General features: G+C 37.1%; 14 protein-coding genes, 1 other RNA gene and 1 other annotated feature. Of the genes, 13 read left to right on the forward strand and 2 right to left on the reverse strand.

Annotated features, from left to right (window positions below):
• Positions 1–28 precede the first annotated feature (28 nt).
• The 13 genes from recJ (at position 29) to AMET_RS11675 (ending at position 13632) form a co-directional block, all read left to right on the forward strand.
• Entirely contained in the window at positions 29–2554 is a 2526-nt protein-coding gene (gene recJ, locus AMET_RS11620; protein ID WP_012063480.1) for a single-stranded-DNA-specific exonuclease RecJ, read from the forward strand.
• 1 nt (position 2555) lies between these two features.
• Positions 2556–3068 carry an adenine phosphoribosyltransferase gene (locus tag AMET_RS11625; protein ID WP_012063481.1) on the forward strand — a complete coding sequence of 171 codons (513 nt, stop codon included), beginning with the start codon at positions 2556–2558 and terminating at the stop codon, positions 3066–3068.
• Between the two features lie 61 nt (positions 3069–3129).
• On the forward strand, positions 3130–5313 hold the full coding sequence (locus tag AMET_RS11630; RefSeq protein WP_012063482.1) for a RelA/SpoT family protein: 2184 nt from the start codon (positions 3130–3132) through the stop codon (positions 5311–5313).
• A 25-nt stretch (positions 5314–5338) separates the two neighbouring features.
• Positions 5339–5788, forward strand: a complete 450-nt coding sequence (gene dtd, locus AMET_RS11635; protein WP_012063483.1) for a D-aminoacyl-tRNA deacylase — start codon at positions 5339–5341, stop codon at positions 5786–5788.
• A 10-nt stretch (positions 5789–5798) separates the two neighbouring features.
• Complete coding sequence (locus AMET_RS11640) at positions 5799–6419, forward strand: MBL fold metallo-hydrolase (protein WP_012063484.1); 621 nt, start codon at positions 5799–5801, stop codon at positions 6417–6419.
• A 117-nt stretch (positions 6420–6536) separates the two neighbouring features.
• The gene (locus tag AMET_RS11645) at positions 6537–6719 is read left to right on the forward strand and encodes a hypothetical protein (protein WP_012063485.1); all 183 of its coding nucleotides are present in this window, start codon (positions 6537–6539) and stop codon (positions 6717–6719) included.
• 15 nt (positions 6720–6734) lie between these two features.
• Positions 6735–8243 (forward strand): coproporphyrinogen dehydrogenase HemZ, encoded by a 1509-nt coding sequence (gene hemZ / locus AMET_RS11650; RefSeq protein WP_012063486.1) that lies wholly within the window; start codon positions 6735–6737, stop codon positions 8241–8243.
• Positions 8244–8284: 41 nt separating this feature from the next.
• Positions 8285–8490, forward strand: a binding site (T-box leader).
• A 64-nt stretch (positions 8491–8554) separates the two neighbouring features.
• A complete protein-coding gene (gene hisS / locus AMET_RS11655; RefSeq protein ID WP_012063487.1) occupies positions 8555–9814 on the forward strand; it encodes a histidine--tRNA ligase in 1260 nt (419 codons plus the stop codon).
• Positions 9815–9821: 7 nt separating this feature from the next.
• Complete coding sequence (gene aspS, locus AMET_RS11660) at positions 9822–11600, forward strand: aspartate--tRNA ligase (RefSeq protein ID WP_041720720.1); 1779 nt, start codon at positions 9822–9824, stop codon at positions 11598–11600.
• 152 nt (positions 11601–11752) lie between these two features.
• Entirely contained in the window at positions 11753–12061 is a 309-nt protein-coding gene (locus AMET_RS11665; RefSeq protein ID WP_012063489.1) for a DUF2325 domain-containing protein, read from the forward strand.
• Between the two features lie 37 nt (positions 12062–12098).
• A non-coding RNA gene (ssrS, locus tag AMET_RS25050) (6S RNA) lies at positions 12099–12280 on the forward strand.
• Between the two features lie 105 nt (positions 12281–12385).
• Positions 12386–13138 carry a tRNA threonylcarbamoyladenosine dehydratase gene (locus tag AMET_RS11670; protein WP_041720722.1) on the forward strand — a complete coding sequence of 251 codons (753 nt, stop codon included), beginning with the start codon at positions 12386–12388 and terminating at the stop codon, positions 13136–13138.
• 68 nt (positions 13139–13206) lie between these two features.
• Positions 13207–13632, forward strand: coding sequence for a SoxR reducing system RseC family protein (locus AMET_RS11675; protein ID WP_012063491.1), 426 nt, complete (start codon positions 13207–13209; stop codon positions 13630–13632).
• A gap of 41 nt (positions 13633–13673) precedes the next feature.
• Here the strand turns inward: AMET_RS11675 and AMET_RS11680 are convergent, their stop codons facing one another.
• Together AMET_RS11680 and AMET_RS11685 are read right to left on the reverse strand one after the other, a co-directional pair.
• Entirely contained in the window at positions 13674–14123 is a 450-nt protein-coding gene (locus tag AMET_RS11680; RefSeq protein WP_012063492.1) for a threonine/serine exporter family protein, read from the reverse strand.
• Complete coding sequence (locus AMET_RS11685; RefSeq protein ID WP_012063493.1) at positions 14120–14905, reverse strand: threonine/serine exporter family protein; 786 nt, start codon at positions 14903–14905, stop codon at positions 14120–14122. Before AMET_RS11685 ends, AMET_RS11680 begins: the two co-directional genes overlap by 4 nt.
• Positions 14906–15032 lie beyond the last annotated feature (127 nt).

A 15032-nucleotide genomic window follows, 5' to 3' on the forward strand; every position in this document is an offset into this window, starting at 1 on the left:
TATTAGCTAGTTAGGTAGGGATGTAATAATGAAGCGAAAAATATGGACATATAAGGACTATAATGAGATTGAAATCAAGAAAATGAGTGAAGAACTGGGTGTGCTCCCTTTTACTGCACAGATTTTAACAAATCGAAAAGTAATAGATACCCGTGAGGCAAAACGATTTATTGATTCCAGTCTAGAACAGCTTCATGATCCTTTTTTATTGAAGGATATGAAGAAGGCTGTTGATCGCATTCAAGAAGCGATCCAAAAGAATGAAAAAATTTGGATATATGGTGATTACGATGTTGATGGGGTATCCAGTACCTCTATTATGCTACAATACTTTAAAACCATCGATTTTTCTGTAGACTACTATATACCGGATCGAGTCCAAGAGGGATATGGTATTAATCAAGAGGCAATTCAATTGATTAAGTCTAGGGGAGGCAATTTAATCATCACTGTGGACTGTGGCATCACATCTTTTGAGGAGATTGCTTTAGCAAACAGTCTAAGCATTGATATGATTATTACAGATCATCATGAGTGCCAAGGTGCAGTTCCTGAAGCATACGCAATTATAAACCCTAAGCAGCATGATTGTTCTTATCCCTTTGATTCAATTTGTGGATGTGGGCTGGCGCTAAAACTCATTCAAGCCCTAACACCAAAAGAGGAATTTAAATCAACGATTTATCTATATATTGATATTGTTGCCATTGCCACAGTAGCGGATATCGTACCCTTGGTGGATGAAAATAGAATATTTGTAAAGAACGGTCTCCAATATATGCCAGATACAAAAAACCTTGGTGTGCAAGCGTTATTAGAAGTCTGTAAATTGAAAGACAGAAAATTGAATGCTGGGCACATTGGATTTAGTCTAGGACCTAGAATCAATGCAGCAGGAAGAATTGGCTCTGCAGATTCAGGAGTCAAGTTATTAACCTCTTCTGATCCTGCGGAGGTACAGCAATTGGCACATTTTTTAAATGAAGAAAATCAAAATCGCCAAGAGATAGAAGTGAAAATTTTAGACGAAGCAATCAATATGATTGAAAGCAGTGGACAATTTAACATAGATAAGGTGTTAGTCCTGGCCAAAGAAGGATGGCATCATGGGGTAATTGGAATAGTTGCTTCTAGAATTGTTGAAAGATACCATAAGCCAGTCATTATCCTAGCTATCGAGGGTGATAAAGCAAAGGGATCTGCTAGAAGTATTCCCAAATTAAATTTATTTGAAGCCATGAACCAGTGTAAGGATCTTTTTCTTAAAATTGGTGGACATGAGCAAGCAGCGGGCTTGACGTTGAAAAGTGAAAACATTGAGGCATTTAGGATGAAGATTAATGATATAGTGAACCAAACCCTAAGCCCCGAGGACTTTATAGCACAAATCCACTGTGATGGTCTGTTAAGCTTGGATGTGGTTGAGGATAGCTTAATTGATGAGCTTGGAAATTTGGAACCCTATGGTATGGGAAATCCCAGTCCTAAATTTATCGGATATGATTTCACAATCGTAGACATAAGGGCTGTGGGAGTTGATGGCAAGCACCTAAAGCTAAAATTAGGATCAAAGAGCAAGCAAGTCGATGCCATTGGATTTAACTTTGGAGACTATAGTGACCATATTGAACAAGGAGACAAAATTCATCTTGTTTACACCCCGGAATTCAATGAATTTAGAGGGCAGAAGAATATTCAGTTGCAAATTAAGGATATTAAAACTGTCAAACCGGTTTACTCAATTGAAGATGATTTTATTAAAAACTATTATGACTCATTGGAACTAAAAGAGAATCATGAGATAAATCTTCCTAAGGAAACATATTTGTCAAGACTCAAAATTTTCAACTCAAGGGAAAGCTTTATCAGTCAGGAACTTAAAGAACAAAAGCAACCTCTTATTTTAGTTTACACAATCAATGAAACACTAAAGCTTATGAATTTTTTAGATATTAGAAACCGCTCTGAAGTTAAAAAGGTTAATTTTTACTTTTATGAGCCAGAATCTTCTCCAAAAACCAACGAAATTCACGTTGTTGTGAATCCAAATATTGATAAAATCGACTTAAAAAGATATAATAATATTATTCTTTATGATATGCCTTTTAATGAAGGTGATTTAGTGAATTTAATAGAAATGAGCGAGTTAGAAGAAATAATTGCCTTTCATAATAAGGATGATGAACTATATAATGAAGTTATTTTAAAGAGCATCATACCAACTAAAATGGATTTGGCAAAAATTTACAAATTACTGAAAAATCAGAAGACTTATCATGATGGGTTTTCACTTGAAACAATTGCCAGGGAGTTACAGCATTTATTTGAAATGAGTATCAATAAGGTATTTTGGGAGAATACTCTGAGAATTTTTCAGGAGGGGAGTTTATTGGAATACCGATCAAGTCAGGGTCAGTATCAAGTGAAATTGAACCCCACCCCACAGAAAATCGATATTGAAGCATTAGATTATTATCAAAAATTACTTGCCCAATATAAGGATTTCGAAGTGTTGAGACAGGTATGGAAGAATTATGCACAAGGAGGAAATTAGAATGAATTTAGATAGCAAAATAAGAGTAATCGAAGATTTTCCGAAAAAGGGGATTAGCTTCAAGGATATTACCACATTATTAAAGGATAAAGAAGCTTTTCGAAGTATGGTAGACCAATTGTCGGATCAACTAATAGATCTAGACATAGATATTGTGGTTGGACCTGAAGCAAGGGGATTTTTAGTGGGTGCTCCTGTGGCCTATAAAATTGGAGCAGGATTTGTACCCATAAGAAAACCTGGAAAACTTCCCGGAGAAACCATTAGCTATGAGTATGAATTGGAATATGGCACGGATTCCTTAGAAATTCACACAGACGCCATTCAACCGGGTCAAAGAGTGGCCATATTAGACGATCTATTAGCCACTGGAGGAACAGTGGTTGCCACAGCTAAATTAATTGAAGAATTAGGTGGAGAAGTGGTTTCTATTAATTTTTTAATTGAGTTGGGTTTCTTAAATGGAGGGGAAGTATTAAAAGGGTACTCAGTGAAATCATTACTTAAATACTAAGCTGTAAAGTTAAACATGGGAAAAATGAAATTTATTCAGAAAACGAAAGAGGGTGAGTATAATGTTGGAAAACTTGATAGCAAAGATTGAAGAATATAACCCTCAATGCGATGCGGAATTAATTATTCGAGCTTATCATTATGGTGAAAATGCACACCAAGGTCAATATAGGAAATCAGGTGAGCAATATTTTATTCATCCAGTGGAAGTGGCGAAAATTTTAATCGAGTTGAAAATGGATAGCAGTACCATTGCAGCTGGACTACTTCATGATGTTATTGAAGATACACCATATGGATATGGGAAGGTAAGAGAAGAGTTTGGGGAAGAAGTGGCTGAACTAGTTGAGGGTGTAACAAAATTGACCCGTCTTTCTTTTGAATCCAAGGAAGAAAGACAAGCAGAAAACTTGCGCAAAATGTTTATTGCTATGGCTAAGGATATTAGAGTTGTATTGATAAAGCTGGCTGATCGACTTCATAATATGCGAACACTTAAGTATCAATCAGACGAAAAGAAAAAAGAAAAGGCAATGGAAACCCTGGAAATTTTTGCGCCAATAGCCCACAGGTTAGGTATTTCTAGAATCAAATGGGAGTTAGAGGACCTATGTCTACTTTATATAGATCCCGAAGGATATTATGATCTAGTTGATAAAGTGGCTAAAAAGAGAAGAGATCGGGAGACATTTATTAACAAAGTCATTTCTATTTTAGATGGTAAAATGGATGAATTCGGAATTGAAAATGAAATATCTGGACGACCAAAGCATTTTTATAGTATTTATAGAAAAATGGTCTATCAAAATAAATCATTTGACGAAATATTTGACTTTATTGCTTTTCGTGTCATTGTAAATAATGTAAAGGACTGTTATGGTATTTTAGGAATTGTTCATACATTATGGAAGCCCATACCCGGGAGATTTAAAGACTATATTGCAATGCCAAAACCAAACATGTATCAATCTTTGCATACAACGGTGATAGGTCCTAATGGAGAACCATTTGAGATTCAAATTCGTACCAAAGAAATGCATCAAATTGCAGAATTTGGTATTGCGGCCCACTGGAGCTATAAAGAAGGAAAGTCAATAAACAATGAGGATGACATGGATACTAAACTCACTTGGTTAAGGCAAATGCTGGAGTGGGAAAAAGACACAAAGGATCCAAAGGAATTTATGGCATCCCTCAAGGTAGACTTATATACAAATGAAGTATTTGTGTTTACGCCAAAGGGAGAGGTGATTAACCTGCCTTCTGGCTCTACACCTATTGACTTCGCCTATAAAATTCACTCTGATGTTGGAAATAAATGCGTAGGTGCAAAAGTAGATAGTCGAATGGTTCCAATAGATTATAAGCTGAAGAATGGAAACATTGTAGAGATATTAACCTCTTCTCAAAGTGTAGGACCAAGTCGAGATTGGTTAAAAATAGTAAAAAGCTCTCAAGCAAGCACGAAAATTAAACAGTGGTTCAAAAAGGAACGAAAAGAAGAGAATATTGAAAAGGGAAAAGATCTTTTAGAGAAGGAAGTAAGACGTCAAGGATTCACCATGAATGAGGTATTGCAGAGTAAAGTCCTATCCGCCGTCGCCAAGAGACTAGGATTAGCCAGTGAGGAAGATTTGTATGCAGTACTTGGCTATGGTGGGGTAACACTCTCCCAAATCACCACAAAAATTAGGGAAAATGTTAAAAAAGAAACGCCTCCTCCTGTGATCAATGAAGAATCATTCATAAAGGATTCAAGAGTACAGGATGAAAAAAAACGAAACAAACAAAATCAACAAAATCAAGGTGTTAAAGTAAAGGGAATTGATAACATTATGGTCCGGTTTTCTAAGTGCTGTACTCCTGTGCCTGGCGACGAAATAACTGGCTATATCACCAGAGGACGAGGGGTTTCCATACATCGAAAAGACTGTCATAATTTATTGGAGACTGCTGAAACACCTGATCGCTTTATTGAGGTAGAATGGGATGTTAGAAAACCAATTGCATTCCAAGTAGAAATACAACTAAATGCTTCGGATCGCAAAGGTTTACTTTCAGAAGTCACTCAGATTCTATCTGAATCAAAAATCACTGTCAATGGACTGAATGCCCGAACAAACAAAGAACGGATCGCTGTGGTCAACCTCATTATGGAAATTACAGATATTGAGCATTTAGATAAACTAATGCAGAAGATACGTAATCTCAATGGTGTATATGAAGTGTTTAGGGTGATCACTTAATCAGGAGTAAACGAGGTGTATAAATATGAGAGCAGTTGTACAAAGAATTAAAGAAGGCAAAGTGACTGTTGAAGGTGAAATTACTGGAGAGTGTAACTTTGGACTCCTGGTTTATTTAGGTGTCGGGAGAGAAGATACAGTTGAGGATGCAAAGTATTTAGCAGAAAAAATTGTAAATTTGCGCATTTTTGAAGATCAAGAAGAGAAATTAAATCTTTCTGTCAAAGATGTAGGTGGAAGTCTATTGGTGATTTCTCAGTTTACGTTATTTGGAGACTGCCGTAAAGGGCGTAGACCAAGCTTTTCTGAAGCTGCCAAACCAGATGAGGCAGACTACTTGTACCAAGAGTTTGTACGGTGCTGCAATGATGTGGGCATGACGGTGGGAACAGGGGTTTTCCAAGCTCATATGATGGTTCATGCCATTAATGATGGACCTGTTACAATGTTAATTGACAGTAAAAAAACTTTTTAGGAGGGCTAATATGTTTCTTGAAAAAATCGCTGCAGGTGTATTTGGAGTAAATTGCTATGTTATTAGTGACGATGAGACTGGAAAAGCGGCTGTGGTCGATCCAGGTGGAGATGCTGATAAGATTCTTGAATTAATTAAAGACAATCAATTTGAATTGACACATATTTTATTAACACATGGCCATGGGGACCATATAGGCGCAGTAAATGAGTTACATGAGAAAACAAAGGCCCCTGTATATGTACATGAAGATGATTTATATATTTTAAAGGATGCAAATATAAATTATTCCGCAAGGATGGGAGGACCTGTTGTTACCATTGACACAGATGTTTTCTTAAAGGATGGAGAGGTCTTAACAATTGGTAATTTAAAGCTACATGTGCTACACACCCCAGGTCATTCCCCTGGTGGGGTATGCATACGTGGTGAGGGTGTGGTTTTTACAGGAGATACCCTATTTGCCAACTCCATAGGTAGATCTGATCTAGAGGGTGGTAATTATGATCAATTAATTGCTTCTATTCAAAGCAAGTTAATGACCCTAGATGATGAACTGACTGTTTTACCTGGACATGGACCTGCCTCAACAATTGGAATTGAGAGAATGACCAATCCATATATTAAATAAGGCATCACAAGAAAGACCCTCACATTGACTGGTTATTTTGTTTAAGATGGCTAGGCATCGGTATACTCCCCATAAAGGTGGCAATAATAATGTTAAAACACCTTTGGGAGGTATGTTATGAAAAATAAAATTGGCCACTTAATCCAGGAAAAAACAGTAAGTTCTCTTGTGGATCTAGACTTTCATAATTTTATAGAAATGACAGAGGATGGATTATCAGATGAAGAAATGGCAAATGAGCTAGGGGTAAGTCGTAAATATATCAAGCAATTGAAGGATGAGATTTATAGAGACTATTGATAGGAGTAAACACTAATGATTGATATCGTATGCATTGGTCATGATTTCCATTATGAAATCAAAGAGCTATTAAAACTTTTTTTCCCCCATGGGGAAATGAGTATAAGCACCTATGATGAAATGCCGGAGGATCTTTTTAACGAGACTCAAGCTGAGCATGAAATCATTATATCACGGCTGACGATTCAAGGCAGTCACATTCTTGTAGAGGCATATTCAAATCAATCAAGTGAAGTGCAGCATGTTAGCATAGAAGTCACCATACAGGAAAACAGTTCTTCCCGTGAAACAAGTAAGAAGTGCAAGTTGTTATTAAAGAAAAGTTTGTTCCAGTTTTTACGTAATATGAAACATGTCAATATTCCCTGGGGGATTTTATTGGGGATTAGACCTACTAAAATTGTCCATGAACTACTGAATGCGGGTCTATCAGATCAATATATTATCGAACACCTACTAGAAGAATACTTTGTTCAGGAAGAAAAGGCCCAACTACTTTTAGATGTTGCTAAAAAAGAGTATCAATATATATATCCCATAGATGAGGGCTTGGTAAGTCTATATATCAGTGTGCCCTTCTGCCCAACCAGATGTCTGTATTGCTCATTTCCTTCTAATAGTGTGACTCAATGGGGCCATTTAATGGATGAATATGTAGAACAGTTGTGTGTGGAAATTACTGAAATTGGGAAACTACTTAAACAGAAAAATAAAAAAATAGAGACGCTTTACATAGGTGGAGGAACGCCTACTACCCTACATATATCACATTTTGATAAAATTTTTCAGAGTGTCTATGCTTCCTTTGATAAGGATAGGATTAAAGAGATTACAGTTGAAGCTGGACGACCTGACACCATTGACTTAGAAAAACTGGCGTTTCTAAAAAGTCAAGGAACAACAAGAGTAAGTATTAATCCCCAAACCATGAATGACTGCACATTACAAACAATTGGGCGAAAACATTCAGTTCAAGACTTTCTTGAGGCTTGCAAAATGGCTCGAGATGCTGGGTTTGAAAATATCAACATGGATTTAATTATTGGCTTACCTGGTGAAGATAGTGAAATGGTAGCCTATACCATGAAGGAAATCCAAAAGCTTGCCCCAACAAATTTAACAGTTCATACCTTGGCCATCAAAAAAGGTTCTAATTTGATCAAGGATCAGGAGCATTATGAGTTGTCACAGCATGATGAAATACAAAAAATGTTACAAATTACACGGAATTATGCTGAAAAGCTAGGGTTACACCCCTACTACATGTATAGACAGAAGCATATGCTTGGCAACTTCGAAAACATTGGATACAGTGCTATCGGATATGAGTGTATCTACAATATACAGATAATGGAAGAAAAACAAACGATTATCGCTGTGGGAGCTGGTGGTGTCTCAAAATTTACATACCCTAAAGAAAATCGCCTTGAGCGGGTTCCCAATGTTAAAGATTTAGAGCACTATATTCAACGAGTAGATGAAATGGTCCAACGAAAACAAAAGTTTATTTCAATTATGAGTTGACAATATTTGCAAAAGAAATTATAATATTAGAAATTATATTGAAAACGATGTTGATTAGGAGTAGTAAGTACAGTGTTTTGTCTCAGCGAGTCGAGGATAGTGTAAGCTCGATACAATAGCTATGCTGAAGACACCTATAAATTGGTCTTCTGAAATAATGTAGGGGGATCCGTGACCAGCGTTAATGGTAAAGTGGGACTTTGTCCAACTAGGGTGGCACCGCGGGAATAAACCTCTCGTCCCTTCTCAGATACAGGGATCAGGGGTTTTTTTGTATTTTATGATAAATAGGATAGAATGGAGGCGTGTTTATGTTAACTAAGGTACCGAGAGGAACAAAAGATGTATTACCCAGTGAGAGCTATAAATGGCATTATGTTGAAAAAATTGCCAAGGATGTTGCGGAATGCTTTGGGTTTCAAGAAATAAGAACCCCTGTCTTTGAGCATACAGAACTGTTTGAAAGAGGAATCGGAGAGACAACAGATGTCGTTGAAAAAGAGATGTATACCTTTGAAGATCGAGGTAAAAGAAGTGTAACCCTGAAGCCTGAAGGAACCGCTCCTGTGGTCAGGTCTTTTATTGAAAACAAGCTGTATGCTGATGCACAGCCAACTAAATTGTACTATATCACACCTGTATTTAGGTATGAACGACCCCAAGCAGGTCGATATCGTCAACATCACCAGTTTGGCATCGAAGTCTTTGGCGCTTCAAATGCGTCAATTGATGCAGAAGTGATACATGTGGCAATGACCATTTACCAGAAGCTAGGACTTGAAAAACTAGAAGTAAGAATTAATAGTATTGGATGCCCTCAGTGCAAAGAGCACTATAATGAGGTGTTAAAAACCTACTTAAGTAATCGTATTGACAATTTATGTGGGACTTGTCAAAGTAGATATGAACGTAATCCCATGAGAATTATCGATTGTAAGGTAGAATCCTGTCAGGAACAGCTGACAGATGTGCCATTGATGATTGACTATATCTGTGATGAGTGCCGAGATCACTTTGAGGGAGTTCAAAATCATTTAGAGGCCATTGGTGTGCCATTTACCATTGATCCCAAGATCGTAAGAGGGTTAGACTATTACAGTAAAACAGCCTTTGAGATTATTACTGACGAAGCCGGGAAAAAGGGGACACTCTGTGGTGGCGGAAGATATGATCAACTGGTTGAGCAATGTGGTGGACCTGCAACCCCTGGAGTTGGATTTGGTATGGGATTGGAAAGAGCCATCCTGGCCTTGGAGACCCAAGGAATCGTAATCCCTAAACCTGAAGGATTAGATATCTTCTTAGTAACCATGGGAGAAAAAGCTGAATTGCAAGGATTTAAAATACTAAGTGAATTGCGTCAAATGGGTTTGCGGGCTGATCAAGATCATCTCTCACGAAGCACCAAGGCTCAATTTAAGTATGCAAATAAATTAATGGCACAGTATACGGCCATCATTGGTGATGAAGAGCTAGAAAGAGGCACTGTGTCTCTGAAAAACATGGAAACAGGGGAACAAAGTGAAATAAGCATTGATAAAATTGTAGATATACTAAGAGATAAGTTATAGAGAGGAAATGATGAGTATAATGAATATGAAACGAAGTCATATGGCTGGAAGTTTAAGAACAGAACATATCGGTGAAACAGTTACATTAACAGGATGGGTTCAAAAAAGAAGAGATTTAGGTGGCTTGATTTTTGTCGATATCAGAGATCGCTCTGGTATGTCCCAAGTTGTATTTGATAAAGATATCTCCCAGGAGGCTTTTAATCAAGCGGAAACACTAGGATCAGAATATGTGATTTCTGCTAGGGGGAAAGTTTTCAAACGACATTCAGTTAACCCTAATATGCCCACAGGAGAAGTAGAAATATTTGTAGACACACTAGAAGTATTAAATACCGCAGAGACAACACCCATTTACATTAAAGATGATGATGATGTAGGAGAAAATTTAAGATTAAAGTACCGCTATTTAGATTTAAGAAAGTCGTCAATGCAGAAAAACTTAATGCTTAGACATACGGTGTCAAAAATAGTCAGAAACTTTTTAAGTGATGAAGGGTTTATTGAAGTGGAAACGCCTATGCTGACAAAACCAACGCCAGAAGGGGCAAGAGATTATCTTGTGCCTAGCAGAGTCAATCCAGGGAAGTTCTTTGCCCTACCTCAATCCCCACAGCTTTTTAAGCAACTCCTGATGGTATCTGGAATGGAGCGGTATTTTCAAATTGTGAAATGCTTTAGAGATGAGGATTTACGAGCAGATCGACAACCAGAGTTTACACAAATTGACTGTGAAATGTCCTTTGTTGATCAGCAAGACATTATTGAGATGAATGAAAATCTTTTAAAGAAAGTGTTTAAAGATGCTTTAGACATCGATATTCAATTACCATTTCCACAAATGCCATACGATGAAGCAATGGAACGATACGGTTCTGATAAGCCTGATATCCGCTTTGATTTTGAGTTAGTAGACCTAGGTGAGATTGTTAAGGAATCGGGATTTAAAGTATTTTCCTCAGCAATTCAAAATGGTGGATTTGTGAAGGCCATTAATGTTAAGGGCTATGCAGAGCAATTTAGTAGAAAGGACATTACTAGTCTGGAGGAGTTTGTTAAAACCTACGGAGCCAAGGGACTGGCGTGGATGAAGGTAACAGCAGAAGGGGTGACCTCACCAATTGCAAAGTTTTTCAATGAAGATGAAACCAAGGCATTATTAGAGGCCACCGATGCAAACTCAGGAGATCTACTGCTATTTGTTGCTGACCAACCTAAAGTTGTTTATGACTCATTAGGACATCTTAGGATCGAAGTGGCAAAACGATTAGGACTACTTAATAAAGAAGAGTTTAAAATGCTATGGGTGACAGATTTCCCACTCTTTGAGTATGACGAAGAAGAAAACCGTTATATGGCAATGCATCATCCATTTACATCACCAGTAGATGAGGATATTCCATTACTTGATACTCATCCTGAGAAAGTAAGGGCCAAGGCCTATGATATTGTTCTAAATGGATATGAAATAGGTGGCGGGAGCTTGCGAATTTTCTCATCGGAGCTACAGCAAAAAATGTTTAAAACACTAGGATTTAGCGAAGAAGAGGCCTGGGAAAAATTTGGGTTTTTACTTGAAGCATTTAAATATGGTACACCACCCCATGGTGGAATTGCTTTTGGTTTAGATCGATTGGTGATGATTTTGGCCCAAGAAGAAAATATTCGCCAAGTGATTGCATTTCCCAAAACACAAAATGCAATTTGTCCTATGACAAATGCACCTTCTATTGCAGATGAAAAGCAATTGAAAGAACTTGCAATTAGAGTGCAATTACCAGAATAATCTCTTATGGAGCCATGTTGGCGTATGATTAATCATACGCCAATTTTTTTATGTAAAAGTATTATGTAATGATTGAATAAGTTTGTTGACAAGTGAAAGAGGGTATAATATAATAAGGTAAATGAAAATAGTTCTCAAGTGAGGTGAAAAAAATGAAAGCACTATTAGTAGGAGCAGATCGGTTGGGAAATATTCCTAACACATTGGAAAGTTTTGGAATCAATGAATACATACATTGGACTGGGCGTAAGAAGGGAATGCGGAAAATGGACATCCCTGGAGAAATTGATATGGTGATTGTATTTTATGATTTTATTGAACATAATATTACAGAAATCGTAAAAGATAAAGCCAAGCAAGGAAACATTCCCTGTATCTTTTCACGAAGAGCCTGTAGTGATCTAGTGAACAGACTGAACAACTGCAAAGAATGCCATTTTTGTCCTAAGATGGCCAATTGACTTGCAATAGTCAGAAAAATGTGGTACTATATATTTAGAAAACCTACTGTGTTTGTAATAAAGGTTTCGTTTTGAGGCAACATTACTACATTGGGAGTTTGGGTTTGTTGCTGGAGCACATGCCTCATAATTTGATCGAGGACTTGCGAGAGTAGCAATAGGACACCCACCTGCACATGCGGGTTTCAAAACGGCCGGGTACGGCACAGTGGGGATTTATATTAACAAAGTATGTAATAAAGGTAAATCCAAAGTATAGGAGCTTGACTTCCTATGCTTTTTTGGTTAAGATTTATTTTAGTGTATAATATAAGGAGGAGAGATATGGCCTTACATCCATTTTCCAGATCAGAATTATTAATTGGAACTGAAGGCTTAAATAAGCTTAAAGGTTGTACAATTGGTGTGTTTGGTATTGGCGGGGTAGGTACCTTTGCCGTTGAAGCATTAGCAAGAACAGGCGTTAGTAAATTCATCTTAGTAGATGATGACGATATTTGTCTAACCAATATTAATAGACAATTGCATGCCACAAGAGTCACAGTAGGTAAATCAAAGGTTGAAACAATGAAACAAAGGGTACTAGAGATTAATCCTAAGGCTGAAGTAATCACCTACAAGGAACTATATAATCGTGATAGTGCCGAGCGGTTACTAGATTATTCATATGATTATGTGGTTGATGCCATCGATATGGTTTCTGCTAAGCTTGATTTAATTGAGCGATGCAAAAACAAGAACATTCCAATAATCAGTAGCATGGGTGCTGGAAACAAGTTAGATCCAACAAAGCTTGAAGTAGCAGATATTTATGAGACATCCATTTGTCCATTGGCTAGAATCATGAGAAAAGAATTGAGAAAAAGAGGAATACAGGATTTAAAGGTAGTTTATTCTCAAGAAGAACCCATGATACCACTAGAGATTGATAGTAATTGTCATACAGGCTGTATTTGTCCTAATCAAGACAGAACATGTACGACTCGTCATCAAATTCCAGGCAGTGTAGCTTTTGTTCCCTCAGCAGTGGGACTGATTATTGCATCTGTTATTGTGAGAGATTTGATCAGCTGCTAGAATGATTAACCCTATGTATAAATGGGTAGAAATAATATGTCTAAGGTATAGTTGAAGGAGGGAAAAAGATGAAACAATGTGGAACAGTGGTAAGCCTAGAAGGCAAGATGGCCAAGGTGCTAATGCAAAGACAGGCAAGCTGTGGAGATTGTACAGCTTGTAAAATGGGCCAAGAAGAGATGAAGCTTGAAGTCAAAGCCCTGAATAATGCCAATGCACAAGTGGGGCAGCGTGTAGAAATTGATATGGAACATCAAAATGTTTTAGCTGCTGCTTTTATTGTATATATGATTCCTTTGTTCGCCTTAATGATGGGTATATTTGCGGGAAATGCCATGCTAAGTGCTTTGGGAGTAGAAAATTATAGAGACCTACTCACAGCCTTTGCTGGATTTATATTCATGGCAACTTCTTTCATGGTAATCAAAATTAGGGAGAACAAGTTTAAAACAAATAAGGATTTTACCCCAATCATTTCAGAAATTGTTGAATAAAGCTGATTTACTGGAGAAAAAACAAACAAGAAGAAGTCTAATTAAACTAGACTTCTTCTTGTTTGTTTTTGCTTGCGATAGGAATTAAGTGATAGCACAATGGTTAAAGCGCCGGCAATTGCAATTGCAACTAGCAATGCATCACTGCCATAAGTGAGGGCCTTAGCTGAATCACCTTCAATAATGGATAACATCATATAATACAAACCATAGCCAGGAACAAGGGGAATAATACCAGGAATAATAAATACGGTAATGGGCTTTCTACCAATAATAGCAAATATTTCACCAGTAGTAGCAATGACTAAAGCAGCAATGAATGTCGATGCCACGGTGGAACCACTAATCTGGTTAACGAGGATATAAGTAAGCCATCCTAATCCACCACCTAATCCAGATTTTAACAAAGCGTTTTTAGGTGCATTAAATAATAAGGCGAAGCCGATAGTAGATATAAATGCGTAAACAAAATGATTCAATCCGTGGATCATACCAGAGTCCCCCCCATCATAATCATCCAAAGCTTAAGGGTAAACCCTACCCCAAAAGCAATAGAGGTTGCAATGATCAACGCCTCTGCAGCTCTGGCTAATCCAGAAAGTAGGTCGCCAGCAATTGAATCTCTTACTGCATTGGTAATGGCAACACCAGGTACCATAATCATTAATGCTCCGATAACAACATTATCAACGTTAATGGAAGGATGTGTATAAGAAAACACAATTGCCAATAGGGAAGCAACCACACCACCAGAGATATGTGTTAAAAAAGGAGTGAATCCACAATCAATAAAAAAGTATAATGTATAAGTGATACAAATGCTGGTAAAGAAAGCAGCTAAAGATTCTAAAAAGTTACCACCAAAGAGTAAGACAACAAATAAACTAGCGATGCCTCCTGCAATGGAACGAAGGTATGGTGGGTAAGGCTTGATTTTATCAATGAGTCTTAATTGCTTCATGCCTTCTTCTATAGGGATTTCACTACCTACAAACCGTCTGGAAAAGTCATTTACTTCGGATATTTTATTTAGGTTGATGCTTCTAGACTTAATTCTTTTGATATATGAGATAATTTCACCTTGGTCTTCTCCCTTACTATCAACGGATACAAAAATTCCAGTTGGCGTAACGAAGCACTCTACATAGTGAAAACCTCTAGATTTGCAAATTCGGTTAATCGTATCTTCTACGCGATATGTTTCAGCCCCACTTTTCAGCATGATTTCACCTGCAAATAAAGCCAAAACAACGATTTTTTTTCGACTGACCATTTAACACATTCACCTCCAAAATCCCCTATAGTGTTAAAATAAAAACCAGTAGGGTAAAATACAATTGTAGAATTAGTTTAACACAAAATTGAATAAAATATTGTAAATATATGATAAAAATGATTAA

This window comes from Alkaliphilus metalliredigens QYMF, assembly GCF_000016985.1.
GTDB lineage: Bacteria > Bacillota > Clostridia > Peptostreptococcales > Natronincolaceae > Alkaliphilus_A > Alkaliphilus_A metalliredigens.

Excerpts from the sequence above, each read along its gene's own strand:
- AMET_RS11630 (WP_012063482.1), top strand. The coding sequence starts at position 3,130 with ATGTTGGAAAACTTGATAGCAAAGATTGAAGAATATAACCCTCAATGC.
- AMET_RS11640 (WP_012063484.1), top strand. The coding sequence starts at position 5,799 with ATGTTTCTTGAAAAAATCGCTGCAGGTGTATTTGGAGTAAATTGCTAT.
- hisS (WP_012063487.1), top strand. The coding sequence starts at position 8,555 with ATGTTAACTAAGGTACCGAGAGGAACAAAAGATGTATTACCCAGTGAG.
- AMET_RS11680 (WP_012063492.1), bottom strand. The coding sequence starts at position 14,123 with ATGATCCACGGATTGAATCATTTTGTTTACGCATTTATATCTACTATC.
- AMET_RS11625 (WP_012063481.1), top strand. The coding sequence starts at position 2,556 with ATGAATTTAGATAGCAAAATAAGAGTAATCGAAGATTTTCCGAAAAAG.
- hemZ (WP_012063486.1), top strand. The coding sequence starts at position 6,735 with ATGATTGATATCGTATGCATTGGTCATGATTTCCATTATGAAATCAAA.
- AMET_RS11665 (WP_012063489.1), top strand. The coding sequence starts at position 11,753 with ATGAAAGCACTATTAGTAGGAGCAGATCGGTTGGGAAATATTCCTAAC.
- AMET_RS11670 (WP_041720722.1), top strand. The coding sequence starts at position 12,386 with ATGGCCTTACATCCATTTTCCAGATCAGAATTATTAATTGGAACTGAA.
- aspS (WP_041720720.1), top strand. The coding sequence starts at position 9,822 with ATGATGAGTATAATGAATATGAAACGAAGTCATATGGCTGGAAGTTTA.
- AMET_RS11685 (WP_012063493.1), bottom strand. The coding sequence starts at position 14,905 with ATGGTCAGTCGAAAAAAAATCGTTGTTTTGGCTTTATTTGCAGGTGAA.
- AMET_RS11645 (WP_012063485.1), top strand. The coding sequence starts at position 6,537 with ATGAAAAATAAAATTGGCCACTTAATCCAGGAAAAAACAGTAAGTTCT.
- recJ (WP_012063480.1), top strand. The coding sequence starts at position 29 with ATGAAGCGAAAAATATGGACATATAAGGACTATAATGAGATTGAAATC.
- AMET_RS11675 (WP_012063491.1), top strand. The coding sequence starts at position 13,207 with ATGAAACAATGTGGAACAGTGGTAAGCCTAGAAGGCAAGATGGCCAAG.
- dtd (WP_012063483.1), top strand. The coding sequence starts at position 5,339 with ATGAGAGCAGTTGTACAAAGAATTAAAGAAGGCAAAGTGACTGTTGAA.